We start from the raw sequence: 19014 nt of genomic DNA, 5'->3' as shown, positions 1-19014 counted from the left end.
AGAAGAAGGCTGAACGATGAGCATTGAAAAATCTGTATTTGGAAAACTGCCGGACGGCACCGTAATCGACAGCTATACCCTGCGCAATAAAAGCGGGATGACTGCGCAGGTGATCACCTACGGCTGCCGCATTGTCAGGCTGCTGACCGCCGACAAAAAGGGCAATTTCGGGGACGTGGTCCTGGGACACGACACACTGGACGGATACCTTGAAAAGGGCGACGTTTTCGGGGCCGCCGTCGGCCGTTATGCCAACCGGATCGGCGGGGCGGAATTTGAAATCGGCGAAAAAAAATACAAGCTTGCGGCAAACGACGGAAAAAATTCCCTGCACAGCGCCCCGGGCGGGTTTCAGGACCGGGTCTGGCGGCTGAAATGCAGCGACCATGACGACGACGCACCGTCCGTCACCTTTGCCTACCTCAGCGAAGACGGGGAATGCGGATTCCCCGGGAACCTGAACGTAACCGTTCAGTACACCCTCAGCACGGACAACGCGCTGATCATCGATTACGGCGCGCAGACCGACCGTGAAACACCGGTCAACCTTACCAACCATTCCTACTTCAATATCAGCGGGGACGTCGGAAACAGCATCCTTTCACAGGAACTGCAGATCAGTGCGGACGCGATTACCGCGGTCGGAACCGACCTGATCCCCACCGGCGGGCTGACCCCGGTCGCCGGTACGCCGTATGACTTCAATAAGCCCAAAACCATCGGGCAGGACATCCGGGCAAACGACAGCCTCTTGAAAAGCTGCGGAGGCTACGACCATAATTTCGTGATTAAGGGCGCGGACGGCATGAAAAAAGCCGCGGAGCTGTATGATCAGCTGAGCGGCAGGGCGATGCTGGTCTTTACCGATATGCCCGGGATACAGATTTACACCGCGAACAGCTTTGCCCCCGGCGCAGCCGGCAAGGCGGGAAAAAAGCATTTGGCGCACCATGCGGTCTGCCTGGAAACACAGTTTTTTCCCGACTCGGTCAATCACCCGGATTTCCCGTTCCAGAATTTAAAACCGGGCGGGAAATACAGGCACACGACCATTTATAAATTTACGGTAAGATAACAGGAGCCCCGGCAAAGCCGGGGCTCCTGTTTCCGCTAATCCGCGACCGCGAACTGGCTGTTGTAAAGATTCGCGTAAAACCCCTGCTTTTGCAGAAGCTGTTCATGCGTTCCCTGCTCGATAATGCTTCCCTTGTTCATCACCAGAATCAGGTCCGCCTCCTTAATGGTGGAAAGGCGGTGGGCCACGATAAAGCTGGTTCTCCCCTTCATCATTTCGGTAAACGCCTTTTGAATACGGATTTCCGTTCTGGTATCGATAGAACTGGTCGCCTCGTCCAGAATCAGAATCGGCGGGTCGACCAGCATTACCCGGGCAATGCAAAGCAGCTGCCGCTGTCCCTGCGAAATATTGCCGCCGTCCTCTGAAATCAGGGTGTCGTACCCGTTCGGCAGGCGCATGATGAACGAGTGGGCGTGCGCCGCCTTTGCCGCGGCAACGATCTGTTCCTCCGTCACGTGTTCGCTTCCGTACGAAATATTGTCGCGCACCGTTCCGGAAAAGAGCCAGGTCTCCTGCAGCACCATGCCGAACATTTTCCGCAGGCTGTCGCGGGTGACATTTTTTACATCGACCCCGTCAATTTTGATGGTGCCGCTGTCCGCGTCATAGAAGCGCATCAGCAGATTGATAATGGTGGTTTTTCCGCACCCGGTCGGGCCCACAATCGCAATCCGCTCGCCCTTTCTCGCCTTCAGGTTCATATCCTGAATCAGTTTGGCCTCCGGACGGTAGGAAAAATACACGTGCTCCACGTCCACGTTCCCCTCGCTGTCCGTCAGGGCCAGCGCGCCGGGAGCGTCCGGTGTTTCCTCCTCCTCGTCCAGCAGCCGGAAAAGGCGGTCGGCGGAGGCAAACGCCGTCTGAATCTGGGTGATGACCGCGGTCACTTCGTTAAACGGCTTGGTATACTGATTGGCATAGGCTAAAAACGAGGTGATCTGTCCGATCGTCAGCGGACCGGGACGACCCGTGACCGCGCAGAGCGACCCGATTGCCGCGACCGCGGTGTACACAACGCCGTTGACAAAACGGGTGCTGGGGTTGGAAAGGGAGGAATAAAACTGCGCTTTTACCCCGCAGTTGTAGAGCCGCCGGTTAATCTTGTTGAACTCTTCTTCCGAACGGCTTTCATAGAGGAATGTCTTTACGATTTTCTGGCCGCTGATCATTTCCTCCACATAACCGCTGAGCTCACCCTGGGTCGCCTGCTGTTCAATAAACTGCCGGTGGGAAATCCGGGCGATAAAGCCGGCCACAAACAGCGAAAGAGGCGTAACCAGCACAACCACCACCGTAATGACCGGACTGATGGTGAGCATGAAAACAAGCGTTCCCAGAATGGTCACGACGCCGGTAAAAAGCTGGGTAAGCCCCTGCAGCAGGCCGTCCGCGACCTGATCGACATCGTTGACGACACGGCTGATGACATCGCCGTGCGCGTGGCCGTCAACGTACCGGAGCGGCAGGCGGTTGATCTTCTGATAAGCCTGTACGCGCAGGTCGCGCACCGTATGATAGGTGATTTTATTCGTACAGTACGCCATTACCCACTGAAACACCGCGCTGATCACAATGGTTCCCGCAAGCATAACGAGAATGGGAATCATATCCCTGTGGCCGACATTGGAAGGTCCAATGATGTGGTCGACCGCTTGACCGATCAGGATCGGTCCGTAGAGGGTGAGCGAAATATGAATCAGCGCGCTGACGAGCGCACCGGCCAAAAAACCGGAATATGGCTTCGCGTAGCGGAACAGCCGCTTTAATGTGGAACCTTTCATTTTTTGCTCACCTCGTCCCTGCTGAGCTGCGACAGGCAGATTTCCTGATAGACCTGGCAGCTTTCCATCAACTGTTCGTGCGTGCCGATTCCGGCGATCTCGCCGTCGTCCAGCACGATGATTTTATCCGCGCGCCGGATGGTGCTGGCGCGCTGAGAAACCATCAGCACGGTCATGCCGGAGGTTTCCCTTTGAATCGATTTTCGTAACGCCGCGTCCGTCGCGAAGTCCAGCGCGCTGGCGCTGTCGTCCAGGATCAGAATCCGCGGGCCGCCGACCAGCGCGCGGGCAATCGTCAGCCTTTGCTTCTGACCGCCCGAAAAATTCTTGCCGCCCTGGTTGACCGGGCTTTGAAGCCCCTGCGGCAGAGCGGACACAAACTCATACGCCTGCGCGATCTTCAGCGCCCTTTCCATTTCTTCCTGTGTCGCGTCCCGGTATCCGAAGCGAAGATTGCTCTCAATGGTACCGGAAAACAGAACGGTCTCCTGCGGCACCATGCCGATCTGTCCGCGCAGAGCGGAAAACGGATACTCGCGCACATTGACCCCGTCGATCAGGATTTTCCCCGACGACACGTCGTAAAAACGGGGAATCAGATTGAGCAGCGTGCTCTTTCCGGAGCCGGTGCCGCCGATAATGCCGACGGTTTCCCCGGGCATAATGGAAAAGTCGAGATTCTTCACCGCGTATTTGTCCGGCCCGTCGTAAGAAAAGCTTACATTTTGAAACTGAATTTTCGGCGTATCGGGCACAGGGGCAACCGGCGCCCCGACAGGCTCCGGAACAGAGGAAACGGTGTCAAACACTTCGTTGATCCGCGAAGCGGAAGCGGAGGCTTTTGTAAAGGTCACCACCAGATTGGCGACGACGATCATTGCCAGCAGGGTCTGCGACATGTAGTTTACAAACGCGATGACCTCTCCCTGCGTCATCGCGCCGGAATCGACCCGCCAGCCGCCGAACCATACGATGGCGATCACCGCGAAGTTCATGATCGTATAAGTAAGGGGGTTCAGCAGCGCGGAAAGCTTGCCGACCCGGATGGCGGTCGCCGTCTGGTCGTCCGCCGCCGCATTGAAGCGCTCCTCCTCGCTCTTCTGCTTGGAAAACGCCCGGATGACCCTTACGCCGCTCAGCCCTTCGCGGGTGACAAGGGAGATCGCGTCCAGCTTTTTCTGCATGACCCGGAAGAACGGCACGGAACGCGTCATAATAATGTAGAGGACCAGAGCAATCAACGGAGTCGCGGTTAAAAACACGACGGAAAGCGGTAAATCCACCAGCATCGCCATGATAATCGCGCCCACCGCAAGAAACGGGGCGCGGATGACGAGGCGGATCAGCATCGCGACCGCGTACTGAAGCTGGTTGATATCGTTTGTCATGCGGGTAATGAGGGACGGAGTCCCGAAACGGTCGATTTCCGAATGGGAAAACGTGTTGATATGTTTGTAAAGTTCGCTGCGCACCACGGTTCCGAAACCCTGTGACGCGATGGAGGCAAGCTTCTGGCAGATCAGCGCGGAACACAGGCCGGTTACGCCGAGCAGGAGCATGATTCCACCCATGCGCCAGACATAGCCGACGTCGCCGGTCCGCACGCCGTTGTCGATCATCTTTGCCGTGATGATCGGCACAATCAGTTCAAAGATTGCCTCGATCAGCTTAAAAATCGGCCCGACAATGACCTGCTTTCGGTATTTTTTCAAGTATTTCGCGAGCTTCAGCATTTTTTGAATCATTCCTCTGTTCTATCTTGTGAATTTCGTGTATTATTATAGCATATCGATACCCATATGAGTAATATTGATTTTATCTATTTCCCATACTGGTTTCATATAGATTCCGGAGGAAAAAAGGATGGATTTAAAACGCCTTGCATATTTTGTGGCAATCTGTGAAGAAGGCAGCATCAGCGCGGCCGCGAAAAAGCTGCATATCTCCCAGCCGCCGCTGAGCCACCAGCTTCAGCTGCTGGAAACGGAGCTGGGTGTCAAGCTGGTGGAGCGCGGTGCGCGGCACGTCACGCTGACGGACGCTGGAGTTATTCTTTACAAGCGCGCGGGCAATATTCTGGAGCTGGCCGACGCCGCCGCGCGCGAGCTGGGCGAGTACGGGGAAAAGATGAAGGGGACTTTGCGTCTGGGCGTCACCTCCTCCTCCTTTCTCCCCCTGCTTGACCCGCGGATTACGGAATACGCCAAGCTGTATCCGGAAGTGAACTTTGAGCTTCATGAGGGGAACACCTTTCAGATGATCGAGCTTCTGGCGGGCGGCGTCATTGAAATCGCGGTCATCCGGACCCCGTTTCACGCGGAAAACACATCGTGGTACAGCCTGGAAAAAGAGCCGATGATCGCGGTCGGCAGCCGGAAATATTTCAGCAGCGCACAAGACGGCCGGATTCCCCTTGAAGCCCTGAAAGGCAAACCGCTGATTATTTACCGGCGCTATGAAAAGCTGATTGTATCGGCCTGCAAAGCGGCCGGATTCCAGCCGGATATTTTCTGCCTGAACGACGACTCCCGCACAGCCCTGATGTGGGCGAACGCGGGACTGGGCATCGCCGTCGTCCCTTATTCGATGGACTCGTTTTACCGCAGTCCCGACTGCCTGTGCAAAATTATCGACAGCCCCGTGATGGAGACCCAGATCACGGCGATCTGGCGGAGCGACCGCGCGCTTTCCGCCGCGGGCAAAAGCTTCCTGACCGTATTTAAAAAGCAGCGGTAATAAAAAAGAACCCGTCCGAAAGCCGGACAGGCTCTGAGAAAGCTTCCGCTATTTTCTTCTGAACGCCGACTTCGGCGCGCCGCAGATGGGACAGACCCAGTCGTCCGGCAGCTCCTCGAAGGAAATGTCCGGATCGTTGTATACATAACCGCAGATGGTACAGATCCAGCTTTCCCCGTCGTTATTGTCGTCAGATGGCTGCTCCTTCTGATAGGTCGGCGCGTTTTTCGGCGCCTTGCCCTTAATCACCTTGTGGTAATAATCGTAGGTCATCGGCACGCCCCTGGACTCATCGCTGCCGGCGACCACTTCCGCGACAAAAATTGTGTGGGTCGGCGTCTCCGCGCTGCTTACCACACGGCAGAGAAGCCAGCAGCAGATATTTTCCTTGATGACGGGCACGCCCTCCGCCAGAATTTTATGGTGAACATTGTTCAGTTTATCCGTATCGCGGCCGGAATTGAAGCCCAGCGCGCCGATGACGGCGCCGGAAGTATCCTCCGATAAAACGCACACGGTAAAAAGCCCGCTTTTGACGATACAGTCATGGCTGTAATTGTCGTGGTTCATGCTGACGGCAATCATGTTCGGTGTGTTGCACACCTGAAAAACCGTATTGACAATACAGGCGGAAGGCTTTTTTTCGTCCTTTACGCCGATGGCGTACATTCCGTATGTTAAGTTAAAGAGAACCTCATTTTTCATATTGATACACCCCCCGTTTCCTTTATCTCAATCATATCACTCTCAAGCGGCCGATACAAGCGCAAACTCCCGGATTCAGACACAATTCACACAATTTTCAGGTATTATTCCCCTTTATTTTACTCCAATACTGCAGGAAAGCCTGCTCCGTTTTATTTTGTCCGTACTCATAATAACGAACGTCCTTTAACTCGTCGGGCAGGTATTGCTGGGCAACCCATTTGTTCGGATAATCGTGGGGATATTGATAAAACTGCCCCTTGTGCGAGTTGTCCTCCCCATCATAATGTTTATTCTGAAGCTGACGGGGAATATTCCCGATTTTTCCTTTTTCTATGTCGGCAATGGCGGCGTTGACGGCGCAATAGGCGGAATTGGACTTCGGCGCGCTGCACACAAGGATGACCGCGTCCGCAAGCGGAATCCTCGCTTCCGGCAGCCCGACCTGAATCGCGGCGTCCACCGCGGCTTTGACGATCGGGATAATCTGCGGGTAGGCCAGCCCGACGTCCTCGCAGGCGCAGACCATCAGCCTGCGGCAGATGGACGGCAGGTCGCCCGCCACGATCAGGCGCGCCAGATAGTGGACGGCGGCGTCCGGGTCGGAGCCGCGCATGGACTTCTGGAACGCGGAAAGGATATCGTAGTGCTCGTCCCCCGCGCGGTCATACCGGAGCGCGCTGCGCTGGGTAAGCTCTCTGGCAAGCGGAAGCGATACGCGGCAGACGCCGTCCTTTTCCTCGCCGGAAAGCACGCAGAGCTCCACCGCGTTCATCGCCTTGCGCACATCCCCGCCGCAGGCGGAGGAAATATACTCCTCCGCTTCCTTCTCAACGGAGACGGGCCTTCCCTGCTCCTGCTCCATAAAAGCAAACGCACGCCGGACAGCCGGGAGCACGTCCTCTTTTTCCACCGGCTTGAACTCAAACACCGTCGACCGGCTGAGAATGGCGTTGTACACATAAAAATACGGGTTTTCCGTCGTGGAGGCAATCAAGGTGATCTGCCCGTTTTCTATGAATTCCAGCAGGGTCTGCTGCTGCTTTTTATTAAAATACTGAATCTCGTCAAGGTAAAGCAGAATCCCGTTCGGGGCGGCGAGCGTGTCAAGCTGTTCGACCACCCCGCGGATATCCGCCGTGGATGCGGTCGTACCGTTCAGCTTGTAAAGGGCCCGTTTCGTCTGCTTCGCGATAATGGAGGCGAGCGTGGTTTTCCCGATGCCCGACGGCCCGTAAAAGATCATATTGGGGATTTCCCCCGAATCGATTATCCGGCGAAGGGCCTTGCCCTCCCCCAGAAGATGGCGCTGGCCGACAAGGTCGTCCAGCTTCTGCGGGCGCAGCCGGTCCGCCAAAGGCGCTGCCATATTGTAACCACCCCACCTGACTTCAATAAATTATTCGTACAGCGGATACCGGTCGCAGATTTCCGTGACCATCCCGCGGATTTTGTCCTCGCTTGCTTCAAAATCATGGATCGCAAGGCTGATGCATTCGGCGATGATATCCATATCCCCTGTGTTCAGCCCGCGTGTCGTAATCGCCGGCGTGCCCAGACGCACGCCGCTGGTAACGAACGGGCTGCGCTGCTCGTTCGGCACCGTGTTTTTGTTGGCCGTAATGTACACGGAATCAAGGCGGTGCTCCAGCTCCTTGCCGGTCAGCTCCAGGCCGCTCAGGTCCACCAGCATCAGGTGGTTGTCGGTTCCGCCGCTGACAAGTTTGACGCCGCGTTTCAGCAGGCCGTCCGCAAGAGCGGCGGCGTTTTCCACGATTTTGCGGCCGTAATCCTGAAACTCAGGCTTGAGCGCTTCGCCCAGACAGACCGCCTTGCCGGCGATCACATGCATCAGAGGGCCGCCCTGCGTTCCGGGGAAAATCGCCTTGTCTATTGCCTTCGCGTACTCCTCGCGGCACAGAATCAATCCGCCGCGCGGGCCGCGCAGGGTCTTGTGAGTCGTCGTGGTGACGATATCCGCCCACTCCACCGGACTCGGATGCATGCCCGCGGCGACAAGGCCCGCAATGTGCGCCATGTCCACCATCAGATACGCCCCGCAGGCGTCGCAGATTTCACGGAAGCGCTTGAAATCGATGGTGCGCGGGTACGCACTCGCACCGGCCACAATCATTTTGGGCTTTTCTTTGACAGCCGTTTCATAGAGCTTGTCGTAATCGATCCGTCCTGTTTCGGAATTAACGCCGTAGGGAATGAAGTGAAAATATTTTCCGGAAATGTTGACCGGAGAACCGTGAGTCAGATGGCCGCCTTCGGCAAGGCTCATGCCCATGATGGTGTCTCCCGGGTTCAGCAGCGCGTAATAGACGGCAATGTTCGCCTGAGCGCCGGAATGGGGCTGCACATTGGCATATTCCGCATGGAAAAGCTCGCAGGCGCGGTCGCGCGCAAGGTTTTCCACGACGTCGACATACTGGCATCCGCCGTAATACCGTTTCGCGGGATAGCCTTCGGCATATTTATTCGTCAAAATGCTGCCCATTGCGGCCATTACCGCAGGTGAAACAAGATTTTCAGAAGCAATCATTTCAAGATTGCGCTGCTGGCGCTTCAATTCCTCTTTCATCGCCGCGCCGACTGCGGGGTCTGCCTGAGAAACAAAGCCGATGGAGTCCATCATATCACTGTACATTTTCTTCATTCCCTTTCCCAGAGTATTTTATTGTTCATTATACACTTTCGTGTGTTAAAACGCAACCTTATGCACTAAATACAGGATCAGCAGATGCACCGGGTAAAAAGCATAAAAGAAATATTTCCAGTTCCATTTTCCCCTTTTCCCGTTGTAAGCGAGAATCGGAAACCCCGCCAGCGCGGCATAGAGTTTGATCGGACCGGTCAGCAGGCTGTAGCCGGTATTGAAAACGGTAAAAATCAGCACGCCCTTCGTCCTGTAATTTTTAAAGCAGTAAAAGATGATAATCAGGACCACGCCGAACCAGCCGTAATCCGTATGCAGCACTTCGGCAAGCAGCGCGCAGGCGACGGCAAGGAGTACCGCCGGGGCCGGCCGGGCGATGAGGTAAGTGTGAAGGATCGCAATTGCCGCAAGGCCCAAAAAAAGCGTAAAAAACACATTCTGGCTCTGCGGGTAATACATCGTCCCGCGGAACGCCAGATCGTACGGAACTTCGGAAATCAGCGCAAAGAAAAAAAGGCGCGTCAGATAGCGCTTAATACCGGATGTGTAAAGGAGTCCCTCCGAGATAAAAAAGCAGAAAAGCGGAAAGGAAAGCCGCCCGATGATGCGGAAAAGCGGAACGGACGGGAAAAAGATTGCGCCGACATGATCGATCAGCATGGTAATCACTGCCAGCATTTTCAGCTGCGACCTGCTCATATTCTCTCCACCTTCCCTTATTACAGCATTTCCAGTTGGTTCTGCAACAAGGTTATGTTCCTCCCCCACCAAAGGCGGGGGAGGAACATATTTTATCTTGCAAACTGAAATGGAATTGCTATAAGATTCATTTATAACATGATATTGGATAATCCTGTCCTTGTCAACTTGTACTTTTGCGATATTTCATATAAAATGAAAGAGGATCAGGCATCGTGACGATCACGAAACAGGAGGGATTCATCATGACAAAAAAACAACTTGCCGCTCTGGCGGTGGAAGCGCTAAAAAAAGAATACCCGGGGGCTGTCTGCTCCCTGACCTATACCAACCCGCTGCAGCTTTTAATCGCGACCCGGCTGTCCGCACAGTGTACCGACGCGCGGGTCAACCTTGTGACGCCCGCGCTGTTCGCGCGTTTCCCGACCCTTCAGGCCTTTACGGAAGGCACTGTGGAGGAAATCGAGGAGCTGATTCATTCCTGCGGGCTTTATAAGACAAAGGCGCGCGACATCTTCGCCATGTGCCGGATGCTGAAGGAGGAATACAGCGGCGTGGTGCCGGACAGCATTGAGGAGCTTACCCGTTTGCCGGGCGTGGGCAGAAAAACCGCCAATCTGGTTGTAGGGGACATCTACCACAAACCCGCCGTGGTTACCGATACGCACTGTATCCGCATCTGCGGGAAAATCGGCCTCAGCGAGGGCAAAGAGCCCTTCAAGGTGGAAAAGCAGCTGCGCTCCATCCTTCCGCCGGAGGAATCCAACGATTTCTGTCACCGGCTTGTCCTGCACGGCCGGGCGGTGTGCACCGCGCGCAGTCCGAAATGCGAGCTGTGCTGCATGAAAAAATTCTGCAAATACGCCCTCTCCCTGGCAAAAACATCCTCTAAAAAATAGTTTCAAGGAAGTATTGAACGAGGGCCGCAAAAACTATATAATAATGGAAGAAGATAGCAAATTTTGCAGAAGGGCGGTATGTTTTTTATGGCCATGGGATGGACGGAGGATTTATCCGTAGGAGTAGACATAATCGATCAGCAGCACAAGATTTGGTTTGAAAAGGCAAACCAGCTGTTTGACGCCGGCAAAAACGGCAAGGCGAAAGAATTCATCGCACAAATGCTGGATTTCCTGGATGAATACACAAAGATGCATTTTCGCGACGAGGAAAAATACATGCTCAGTATTCATTACCCCGAATACGGAACGCAAAAGGAGCTTCACACCAACTTTATTGCGGAACTGGCGAAGCTGAAAGCCGAATACGCCAGGTCCGGCGGAAATATCGCCGTGATTATCAACGCCAATCAAATGGTGATCAACTGGCTGATTCAGCATATCTCCACACAGGACAAAAAAATAGGCCAATACGTAAGGAGCCATAAAGCCTGAAATCAGGTTTCAGGCCATTTTCAGCACGCTTGATTGGAAATAAGATCAAATAAAGTTAAAAATAACAGTTGAAATCGTCCCGCCAACATGATATAATAGCTTTCGTTGTGGGGGCGTAGCTCAGCTGGGAGAGCGTACGGTTCGCATCCGTAAGGTCGAGAGTTCGATCCTCTTCGTCTCCACCAAGCCCAAGACGCTGACCATTAAAAGGTCAGCGTCTTGGGCTTTATAGATTGATGAAGAAACGAACTCCGGCGCAAATACGGAGAAAGAGCAAGATGGCCCGCGCACCAGGAAAGAGGCAGAGACTCGCGGAATGCGGGCGGAAACTGGACCCCCCGATTCTCTTGGTCTCCACCAGATTTTTATCAAAAGAAGCCGATTTCTGCAAAAGAATCGACTTCTTTTTTTATATGATAAAATGAAATATAGATTCGGCCCTGACGTGATTGAGCGGATCAAGGACTGACTGGTATTGGCTTTCGAGCCGCAAAGGGAGGAACTATTCATGCGTAAAATCTTCACTTTTATTCTGATTTTGGGTATATTTTGCTGTTTATGCGGGTGCAGCAAACAAAGTCCCGGTACAAATTCCGGCTCGTCCCGGACGGTATCACAACCCGTGTCAAGCTCTGCAGATTATTCTGATTATCAATCTTATACGGTGGATGATCATGGCAATATCTTAGACTCCAAAACCGGGAAGGTCGTTACGAATGACATATTAGCCGTTGACGGCAGCGGAAACATTGTGCTGAAAGAAAGCCAACAGGTCGTTGTACCATCAAAGCAAGTGCAGGAAAATAAAAAGCTGTACAGTTCCTCGCAAAGCACTTCCTCGCAAACCACAAATAAAGCAGACAGCGCATCAAAAGCCGAAGAAGCGAACCGCTCCTCTTCCAGCAAAAGATCCACTTCCTCAGCAGTAAAGCCTGCCGTTTCGTCAAAACCTAAGCCGCACAGCGAGCCGGTTCCCATGGACAAAGCAAAAAACTGGGATTCGCTATACGGCTCAAAGGAATGGATTTTCTTTAATACGGAAGAAAACAGACAGAAGTATGACGGCTCTTCTGCCTTTGTATGCAGGTTTTCCGCAGGGCAGGATTCGCGCGCAACGATTTCTGTGGAATCCTATTGTTTGTTAGACAAATGGAAATATCCTTTGAACAGTGACGATGTAGTACGAACAATGAACGGTCAAAAATATGTTCAGATCTTTTGGAGCGGGTATAAGGGGGACCTTTATACTTTTGTCGGCAGCGAAGATACCGTCATCCTTGAACTGAAATGCTACGATGCTACCGGCCATAATTGGCTGTCCGACGAGTTGAAATTCAAACGTACCGAAAATAATTCTTTACAACTGATAAGCGGAGATTACAATGAGTTCGGACTGAAAAACGGTGATGTTTTTGTACGATAATCTGCGCATTGGCCGCAGTAAATGTTTATGCCGCCGCAAATGAGTTTTGTGCTGTCTGTGTGCGGGTGGAGAATAAACTTTTTTGACCTCATCCGGTGCGGACAAAAGCCGCATTTCCCAAGGTTTCAAGAATCTGAGAAAAAATAAAAAAAGCAGAGCATATTCGATGAAAGACTTTAAAATGGAATTCTCACAATACCCTTTTAAAGGTCACCGATATGCTCTGTAATTATTTATGTCGGAAAACTGCCTGGAGTCAGAGAGGAAATCTTTGAAGCGCCGGTATCGCTGTCCGTGATGCGACAGGCATGCTCAGTCCAGTTTTTCCGTATGAGATCCTGCCTCAGAATAAAAATTGCTTCGCGTTGTAACAGCTGATCACAATAATTACTGCCATGAGGACAATAAAGAGCTTACGCACCTGTTCGTCGTTCAGGCGCCGGTTCAGACCTCGCCCGGCAATTCCCCCCATGACTCCTCCCGCTACCATTGCGATCAGCCAGATCATCCTGCACTCCGGCACACTGCGCGTGGCAAGAGTCGTCAGCAGGCTGGCCAATTGGCTGATAAAAATGATATACAGACTGTTTTGGGCGGCTGTTTTCGTGGACATAGAGAAGAAATAGTAAAACAGTACCAAATTGATGGGTCCGCCGCCGATGCTCAGAAAGCTCGATATAAGTCCAAGCAGGAGGCCGATCATCAGGCAAGCCGGAATATTCCGGATGTTATGCGTCCGGATACGGTCGCTTTTGACCGTATACAGCAAGGTTCCCAGAACAATAACTGCAAGGCTGACAGCCTGATATCCTCCTACCCGCTCAGGCTGAGCGGCCGCGGCCCGCAGTAAGCTGAACAGGTTATTCCCCAGAATGCCGCCCGCCGCCGCGCCGACGGCCAGAGGGGTGACGGTTCTAAAGGCCACCTGGCTTTCTCCGTTCAGCAGTTCCTTACACACCGAGTAACAGGACATGCTGAGCACCATGCAGCCCGACAGAAAGCTGATAGTTGAAACCGACGCGACGGACAGGCTGTCCAGAACCGGCTTCACAATGACACCGCCGCCGATCCCGCAGATCGCCCCGGCGACGCTGGCCAGAAAGCTGATAAGCAGCAAAATAATGGTCATGACGTGTAACGCTCCTTAAAAATAGAGGCACGGCGCACAGCGCTGTCCCTGTTCAGGCCGCGCAGACTCCGCGGCACTCAGCCGCAGCAGGGATGATCGGAAGCGCCGTCCCTGAAAGTGCTGTTTTTGTCGGGGTCCTTCATGCACAAATGCACCGCCGCGGTCGTAAAGGTCTGGGGCAGAGCGAGAATGTTGGGATTTTCCCCAACAAATTTCCGTTTGGCATCCTCAAGCGCCTCTTCGAAAGTCGCGCGGGTTTTCAACCCCATTCCCCGGGCAATACCCGGCTCTCTGGCACCCACGATATAAATCGCGCTGGTGTGCATTTCCGCAATATGCCCGCAGCTCATCATGGAAAAGCCATGGAAGGGGTGGAACGCATTCGCAAACCGATATTTTCGGATATAGTCCTCATTGGTCGCAAAGTATTCTCCGTAACGGTTCATGTCCGGCAGAATCTGCATATAGTCGTGCTGGAACAGGTTGTACAGCTCCCGGAGATACGGCCAGCGTTCGTCGTGGAAATAGCCGTCGCAGATGCTGGAAACGATGAAAACACAGTGGTCGCTGAGAATCCGCTTGTGCCGGATGACCTGCGCCGAGAGGGCCTGCATCATCTGGATCGGGTTCGTTCCCATACCGTTGCCGTAGTGGAAGTTCGTGGGCATGCCGAACACGACGACGTCATATTTCTTTTCGGCCCAGTGGATATAGGTGCGCTTGTCAGCCATCTTCCAGCTGATCGGCTGCATTTCCTTTGCCCAGCCCGAGTTGATCTCGATCTGGCGGGATTTCGTATCCAGAACGGCGTCGCAGCAGAAGAATTTCTTTCCCATTTTCCCTTCCATAAACTGGCCCTGCTGATTGAACTTGTTCCGCATCTCGCTGTTTGTGGACACGGGGACGAAGTCCTGACGGTGCATGACTTGGGGAACATGATGGGCCGCGATACTCCGCCAATGCGTGATGCCTGTCGAGCAGTGTTTGTATCCACCGGAATATCCGCCGTAGGGGTTGCCCTGCGTATGGCCGATCAGGATGGCAACGTCAGCATCATAAACATACTTGTTCATGATGACGTGATCGCCGTTTGCGGTGTAGCCAAGATCGATCAGATGCTCATAATCCTCGCTGTCATGGCTTGTGATCTGTCCGGAGGGGTAAAATTCATTAAAAAGATCCGGTCCAAGAATAGCTTTCATTTCCGGAACGGTCGCTCGCGGATGAAGGCCGTTCGAGATAAGAAGCAGAACGTCCTTTTTTTCAACGCCCGCGCCGTAAAGCTCGTCGAGACAGACCCGGATTGCCACCTTTCGATGGCTCGTGGGCTGATTGCCCCCCTTTACGATGTCTGGGATGATGATGACAGCCCGGCTGCCCTTGTGCGCGAGCGCTGAAAGCGCCGGCATGCCGATGGGGTTCCGGACGCTCTCAAGCGTCGCGTGATAGAGACTGTCCCAATCCTGTGGAAGGCAGGGTGGGTCCGGGACGGTTTCACCTGGGATAAAAACGTCCGTATCGTCGGGCAGCTCGGCACTCATCATGCCCTGACCATATTCAAATTCTAATTTCATTGCTTCCGTTCTCCCTTCCCATATCTTTAGTGGCGACCCAGTCACAGCCCGTTCCGCATACATTGGGCACCACCACGTCGCCGATCCTTACCGGAGCGCTCAGGCAAACCGTATTCAGCATGCGCATCACCTCGCGGATTTTCGCTTTTGGTACGGCTCCGGACGTTTTGACCGGACAGCACGGATGCGCCGCGTTCCGGATATGTACGATGCTGGTCAGCACCCGGGTAGGATCCGTAAGCTCTTTTTTACCGTAAGCTTCACCGCGGGGACAGCCAAAATTCGTGACCCGGTAGCCATTTTCTTCATCCACGCGCAGGTGGCAGCCCTTTGGGCAGACAATACAGATCAGTTCAGTCATCGTTTATTCCTCCTTAACGGCCAGCTCCACGGTCAGCCCATCCCCAAGCGCCTTGTTAAGCAATCCTGCCGGAATTGTGATTTTTTCCATTTCTCCGGGTGCCAGATGGTCCCGCTTAAAACTGCAGAGCACGTTTTCACCGTCCGTCACGCGGACCGTACCGCCGTGATAGACGTTGTTTACGCGGAAAAAGACATCGACGGACTTTTCCACCTTGCCGGGACGAATTTTCTGAGGCACCGTATAATTGACGCGCGGCCCATTTTTGAGGTTCAGCACCCGGCCAGGCATCTCCTCCCCGCCCGCTTTGACATATTCGGCTGCGGCCTTTCCGGCGCGCTGGCTCTCCGCAGTAACAAAATCGACGAGGTCATGCACATGAACCACATTGCCGCAGCTGAACACGCCCGGCATTTCGGTCTCCATATTCTCGTATACGACCGAGCCGTTGGTACGGCTGTCCATGGGAATACCTGCGGCGCGGGTCAGCTCATTTTCAGGGATGAGTCCCACGCTCAGCAGCACCGTGTCGCAGTCCAGGCTTATCTCCGTACCGGGAATCGGCTTTCTGTCCGGTCCGACTTCGGAGATCAGCACCTTCTCCACCCGCTGCTTACCAACGATTCCGGTGATAGTATGAGAGAGATACAGCGGAATGTTATAGTCGTTCAGGCACTGAACGATATTTCGGTTGAGCCCATTGGAATAGGGACACAGTTCCACACAGGCAAGCACCTTCGCGCCTTCCAGGGTCATACGCCGCGCCATGATGAGACCAATATCGCCGGAGCCCAGAATGACCACCCGTCTGCCGACCATCCAGCCCTCGACGTTGATATAGCGCTGGGCGGTACCTGCCGTAAAGATGCCGGCCGGCCGGTCGCCGGGAATACCGATGGCGCCGCGGGTGCGCTCCCGGCAACCCATCGCCAGGACGACCGCTTTTGCGTGCACTTCGAGCAGCCCTTCCGCGGCGTTGACGGCGTATACGGTCTTGCCCTCGATCAAAAGCACCATCGTATCCAGTTTTAACACCACGCCCATAAGATTTGCCTTATGGATAAAGCGGGCGGCATACTCCGGGCCGGTCAGTTCCTCTTTAAAGTAGTGCAGTCCGAAGCCGTTATGAATGCATTGGTTCAGAATGCCGCCGGGCTCTTTGTCCCGTTCCAATATCAGCACGCTTCCCGCTCCGTTTTCCTTTGCCGCGCAGGCGGCCGCCAGACCGGCCGGACCGCCGCCCACCACGACAATGTCGTATTCAAGCTTCATAATCGTCCGCCTCCTTGATTGGCGAAGTGAGCAGGAAGGTACCCTGCTCGTCCATGAGAATATCCATGGGCGAGACGTTCAGTTCCCTCGCCAGTATCTCGTGAACCCGGGGACCGCAGAAGCCGCCCTGACACCGCCCCATGCCCGCGTTGCACCGGCGCTTGATGGCGTCGATGGTTCTCGGCTGTATGGGCCTGTGGATAGCCTCCACGATCTCGCCCTCTGTCACAGTCTCACAGCGGCAGATGACCCGACCGTAAAGCGGATTTTGAGAAATGATCTTCTCCTGCTCTTCCCGGTTCAATTCGCGGAATTTGATCCGCTTCCTTTTATCAATAAAGTTTTTCTTTTCATTCAGGACAAGGCCGCAGCCTTCAAGAAGCTTCGCGCCCTCTTTTGCAATTGCCGGCGCACTGGACAGCCCCGGGCTCTTGATTCCCGCCAGATTAATGAAATGCGGGCAGATTCCGGATTCTTCAATAACAAAATCCGGTATCTGCGTGTTGGGCCGCACACCCGCATATTCGTGAATGATCTGCCGGAAATCAATGCCGGGCACCGAACGGTGGCCGTGTTCCTGAAGCTCCTCCAGCAACGGGGAAACGGTGGCCACGCAGTCGCCGTTTTCGACCACATAGGAATCCGGGCCTACAATCAGATTGCCGTGTACGGTGGGCGCCACGAGCACACCTTTAAAGCCGTGCTCGTCAGGGCACGGAAAAATAACCGAATTGATGAGTTTTCCCTGATTTTTGTCCAGCACGTAGTACTGTCCGCAAAAATTGGTCTGTTTCAAGTCGTTTCCGCCCACCAGCCGGTAGACGTCCGCCGAGAACGCGCCGCCCGCGTTAACGACATACTTTGCCTCGTAAACGTCCGTCCCGGCCGTCACCTTAAAATGCCCCTCCGGCACTTTCTCAATGGCCGTAACCGGACTGCAAAGCCTGACCTCGGCGCCGTTGGTCACGGCGGTCTCGGCCATGGCAATGGCATACTCCCAGGGGTTGATAATCGCCGAGGAGGGTGCGTATAAGGCGGCGATCAACTTGGGATTCAGACCGGGCTCCAAAGCCAGGGCTTCCTCCGGGCCGACAATGCGCACGCCCGGCACGCCGTTGGCTATGCCCCGCTCGTAAAGGGCGTCCAGCTCTTTCCTCTCCCGTTCATTAAAAGCAATGACAAAGCTGGGGATCTCCCGCCTCTCGACATCCAGCTTTTCGCAGATTTCTTTGGCCAGCCTCACGCCCTCCACGTTCAGTCTGGCCTCCAGGCTGCCGACGGGACAGTCGAATCCGGCGTGCAGAATAGCGCTGTTCGCCTTTGTCACTCCGTTGGCCACATCGTTGGAGCGCTCGCATACGCATACCGAAAGGTCATACCGTGACAGTTCATAAGCCATCGCCGCGCCGACTACACCGCAGCCCACAATCAAAACATCATACATACATTATTCTCCTTACCACCATTTGATCTGATCGGTGACATACTGACGGATATCAATGAACGCCTTATCGGTTACGTCCCGGGGACGGGGCAGTTCCACCTTCATATCCTCTTTGATGGTGGTAGGCTTATTGCTGAGGATCAGAATGCGCTCGGCCAGATAAACAGCCTCTTCGATATTGTGTGTGATGAAGATCACCGTACTGCCCAGTTCCCGCCACAGGCGGATCACTTCGTCCTCAAGATAAAAACGCAGCTTGATATCCATCTGGCCGTAGGGCTCGTCCATCAGCAGAAGGTCCGGATTCATGGCAAAAGCCCGACCGATGATAATGCGCTGCTCGGTGCTTACCGACAGCTGATGAGGATAAGAGTCGCGAAACGGCTCCAGGCCCATGAGCTTAATGATGGTTTCCACCCGTTTGTCGATTTCCGCCCTCGGAAGCTTTTTCAGCTCCAGGCCGAAGCGCAGGTTCTGCTCTACCGTCTTCCATGGGATGGCGGAAGGCTCCTGAAAGACAAACGCCAGATTATGCTTTTTGGGGGTCGCGGATTCCCCGTCGATCAAAAGGTCGCCCTTGGAGGGCATATAAATACGGGTCAGCAGGTTTAAAAAGGTGGTCTTTCCGCAGCCCGTCGGGCCTACGATACAGACGAACTCCCCCTTTTTGACCTTAAAGCTGATGTTGTCGAGAACATGCAGGTTCCCGAAATATTTGGTGAGGTTGTTGACCTCCACTTTATATTCGCTCATCAT

17 protein-coding genes and 1 tRNA gene are annotated in these 19014 nt (G+C 54.2%); 6 read left to right on the top strand and 12 right to left on the bottom strand.

Features of this window, described 5'->3' with window-relative positions; all coding sequences use genetic code 11:
* Positions 1 to 16: 16 nt before the first annotated feature.
* Entirely contained in the window at positions 17 to 1075 is a 1059-nt protein-coding gene (locus ACRQV7_RS06295; RefSeq protein WP_444659861.1) for an aldose epimerase family protein, read from the top strand.
* A 35-nt stretch (positions 1076 to 1110) separates the two neighbouring features.
* Here the strand turns inward: ACRQV7_RS06295 and ACRQV7_RS06290 are convergent, their stop codons facing one another.
* Together ACRQV7_RS06290 and ACRQV7_RS06285 are read right to left on the bottom strand one after the other, a co-directional pair.
* Entirely contained in the window at positions 1111 to 2859 is a 1749-nt protein-coding gene (locus tag ACRQV7_RS06290; RefSeq protein ID WP_444659860.1) for an ABC transporter ATP-binding protein, read from the bottom strand.
* Positions 2856 to 4592, bottom strand: coding sequence for an ABC transporter ATP-binding protein (locus ACRQV7_RS06285; protein WP_444660240.1), 1737 nt, complete (start codon positions 4590 to 4592; stop codon positions 2856 to 2858). The genes ACRQV7_RS06290 and ACRQV7_RS06285 overlap by 4 nt, the downstream gene beginning before the upstream one ends.
* A 130-nt stretch (positions 4593 to 4722) precedes the next feature.
* Here ACRQV7_RS06285 and ACRQV7_RS06280 point away from each other — a divergent pair, with 130 nt between their 5' ends.
* Complete coding sequence (locus ACRQV7_RS06280; protein WP_444659859.1) at positions 4723 to 5595, top strand: LysR family transcriptional regulator; 873 nt, start codon at positions 4723 to 4725, stop codon at positions 5593 to 5595.
* Between the two features lie 48 nt (positions 5596 to 5643).
* On the opposite strand, the gene ACRQV7_RS06275 is transcribed toward ACRQV7_RS06280, so the two are convergent.
* From ACRQV7_RS06275 to ACRQV7_RS06260, 4 genes are all read right to left on the bottom strand, one after another.
* On the bottom strand, positions 5644 to 6300 hold the full coding sequence (locus ACRQV7_RS06275; protein ID WP_444659858.1) for a flavin reductase: 657 nt from the start codon (positions 6298 to 6300) through the stop codon (positions 5644 to 5646).
* A gap of 97 nt (positions 6301 to 6397) precedes the next feature.
* Entirely contained in the window at positions 6398 to 7669 is a 1272-nt protein-coding gene (locus ACRQV7_RS06270) for a replication-associated recombination protein A (protein WP_444659857.1), read from the bottom strand.
* Positions 7670 to 7699: 30 nt separating this feature from the next.
* Entirely contained in the window at positions 7700 to 8953 is a 1254-nt protein-coding gene (gene glyA / locus ACRQV7_RS06265) for a serine hydroxymethyltransferase (RefSeq protein WP_444659856.1), read from the bottom strand.
* 54 nt (positions 8954 to 9007) lie between these two features.
* A complete protein-coding gene (locus ACRQV7_RS06260; protein WP_444659855.1) occupies positions 9008 to 9661 on the bottom strand; it encodes a TraX family protein in 654 nt (217 codons plus the stop codon).
* A gap of 245 nt (positions 9662 to 9906) precedes the next feature.
* Here ACRQV7_RS06260 and nth point away from each other — a divergent pair, with 245 nt between their 5' ends.
* The 4 genes from nth to ACRQV7_RS06240 all read left to right on the top strand — a co-directional run bounded on the left by nth (position 9907) and on the right by ACRQV7_RS06240 (position 12478).
* The gene (gene nth / locus ACRQV7_RS06255; RefSeq protein WP_444659854.1) at positions 9907 to 10560 is read left to right on the top strand and encodes an endonuclease III; all 654 of its coding nucleotides are present in this window, start codon (positions 9907 to 9909) and stop codon (positions 10558 to 10560) included.
* A gap of 78 nt (positions 10561 to 10638) precedes the next feature.
* Positions 10639 to 11055: a bacteriohemerythrin gene (locus tag ACRQV7_RS06250; protein WP_444659853.1), complete on the top strand. Its 417-nt coding sequence runs from the start codon at positions 10639 to 10641 to the stop codon at positions 11053 to 11055.
* Between the two features lie 109 nt (positions 11056 to 11164).
* Positions 11165 to 11240: transfer RNA gene (locus ACRQV7_RS06245), tRNA-Ala, on the top strand.
* A 323-nt stretch (positions 11241 to 11563) separates the two neighbouring features.
* Positions 11564 to 12478 carry a hypothetical protein gene (locus tag ACRQV7_RS06240; protein WP_444659852.1) on the top strand — a complete coding sequence of 305 codons (915 nt, stop codon included), beginning with the start codon at positions 11564 to 11566 and terminating at the stop codon, positions 12476 to 12478.
* Positions 12479 to 12821: 343 nt separating this feature from the next.
* On the opposite strand, the gene ACRQV7_RS06235 is transcribed toward ACRQV7_RS06240, so the two are convergent.
* The 6 genes from ACRQV7_RS06235 to ACRQV7_RS06210 all read right to left on the bottom strand — a co-directional run bounded on the left by ACRQV7_RS06235 (position 12822) and on the right by ACRQV7_RS06210 (position 19011).
* Positions 12822 to 13607, bottom strand: coding sequence for a sulfite exporter TauE/SafE family protein (locus tag ACRQV7_RS06235; protein ID WP_444659851.1), 786 nt, complete (start codon positions 13605 to 13607; stop codon positions 12822 to 12824).
* A gap of 77 nt (positions 13608 to 13684) precedes the next feature.
* The gene (locus ACRQV7_RS06230; RefSeq protein ID WP_444659850.1) at positions 13685 to 15181 is read right to left on the bottom strand and encodes a lactate racemase domain-containing protein; all 1497 of its coding nucleotides are present in this window, start codon (positions 15179 to 15181) and stop codon (positions 13685 to 13687) included.
* Entirely contained in the window at positions 15165 to 15542 is a 378-nt protein-coding gene (locus ACRQV7_RS06225) for a DUF1667 domain-containing protein (RefSeq protein WP_444659849.1), read from the bottom strand. Before ACRQV7_RS06225 ends, ACRQV7_RS06230 begins: the two co-directional genes overlap by 17 nt.
* 3 nt (positions 15543 to 15545) lie before the next feature.
* Entirely contained in the window at positions 15546 to 16814 is a 1269-nt protein-coding gene (locus ACRQV7_RS06220) for an NAD(P)/FAD-dependent oxidoreductase (protein WP_444659848.1), read from the bottom strand.
* Positions 16804 to 18258, bottom strand: a complete 1455-nt coding sequence (locus ACRQV7_RS06215; protein WP_444659847.1) for an NAD(P)/FAD-dependent oxidoreductase — start codon at positions 18256 to 18258, stop codon at positions 16804 to 16806. The genes ACRQV7_RS06220 and ACRQV7_RS06215 overlap by 11 nt, the downstream gene beginning before the upstream one ends.
* Positions 18259 to 18270: 12 nt before the next feature.
* Positions 18271 to 19011, bottom strand: a complete 741-nt coding sequence (locus tag ACRQV7_RS06210; protein WP_442867972.1) for an ABC transporter ATP-binding protein — start codon at positions 19009 to 19011, stop codon at positions 18271 to 18273.
* Between the last annotated feature and the right edge of the window lie 3 nt (positions 19012 to 19014).

Source organism: Caproiciproducens lactatisolvens (genome assembly GCF_052443335.1).
Classification (GTDB): domain Bacteria; phylum Bacillota; class Clostridia; order Oscillospirales; family Acutalibacteraceae; genus Caproiciproducens.
Note: the sequence above shows the minus strand (reverse complement) of the source record. Positions and strands in the feature narration are given on the sequence as shown.

Bases quoted from the DNA above. Each gene is read 5' to 3' on its own strand.
- ACRQV7_RS06295 (WP_444659861.1), top strand. From the start codon at position 17: ATGAGCATTGAAAAATCTGTATTTGGAAAACTGCCGGACGGCACCGTA.
- ACRQV7_RS06290 (WP_444659860.1), bottom strand. From the start codon at position 2,859: ATGAAAGGTTCCACATTAAAGCGGCTGTTCCGCTACGCGAAGCCATAT.
- ACRQV7_RS06285 (WP_444660240.1), bottom strand. From the start codon at position 4,592: ATGCTGAAGCTCGCGAAATACTTGAAAAAATACCGAAAGCAGGTCATT.
- ACRQV7_RS06280 (WP_444659859.1), top strand. From the start codon at position 4,723: ATGGATTTAAAACGCCTTGCATATTTTGTGGCAATCTGTGAAGAAGGC.
- ACRQV7_RS06275 (WP_444659858.1), bottom strand. From the start codon at position 6,300: ATGAAAAATGAGGTTCTCTTTAACTTAACATACGGAATGTACGCCATC.
- ACRQV7_RS06270 (WP_444659857.1), bottom strand. From the start codon at position 7,669: ATGGCAGCGCCTTTGGCGGACCGGCTGCGCCCGCAGAAGCTGGACGAC.
- glyA (WP_444659856.1), bottom strand. From the start codon at position 8,953: ATGTACAGTGATATGATGGACTCCATCGGCTTTGTTTCTCAGGCAGAC.
- ACRQV7_RS06260 (WP_444659855.1), bottom strand. From the start codon at position 9,661: ATGAGCAGGTCGCAGCTGAAAATGCTGGCAGTGATTACCATGCTGATC.
- nth (WP_444659854.1), top strand. From the start codon at position 9,907: ATGACAAAAAAACAACTTGCCGCTCTGGCGGTGGAAGCGCTAAAAAAA.
- ACRQV7_RS06250 (WP_444659853.1), top strand. From the start codon at position 10,639: ATGTTTTTTATGGCCATGGGATGGACGGAGGATTTATCCGTAGGAGTA.
- ACRQV7_RS06240 (WP_444659852.1), top strand. From the start codon at position 11,564: ATGCGTAAAATCTTCACTTTTATTCTGATTTTGGGTATATTTTGCTGT.
- ACRQV7_RS06235 (WP_444659851.1), bottom strand. From the start codon at position 13,607: ATGACCATTATTTTGCTGCTTATCAGCTTTCTGGCCAGCGTCGCCGGG.
- ACRQV7_RS06230 (WP_444659850.1), bottom strand. From the start codon at position 15,181: ATGAAATTAGAATTTGAATATGGTCAGGGCATGATGAGTGCCGAGCTG.
- ACRQV7_RS06225 (WP_444659849.1), bottom strand. From the start codon at position 15,542: ATGACTGAACTGATCTGTATTGTCTGCCCAAAGGGCTGCCACCTGCGC.
- ACRQV7_RS06220 (WP_444659848.1), bottom strand. From the start codon at position 16,814: ATGAAGCTTGAATACGACATTGTCGTGGTGGGCGGCGGTCCGGCCGGT.
- ACRQV7_RS06215 (WP_444659847.1), bottom strand. From the start codon at position 18,258: ATGTATGATGTTTTGATTGTGGGCTGCGGTGTAGTCGGCGCGGCGATG.
- ACRQV7_RS06210 (WP_442867972.1), bottom strand. From the start codon at position 19,011: ATGAGCGAATATAAAGTGGAGGTCAACAACCTCACCAAATATTTCGGG.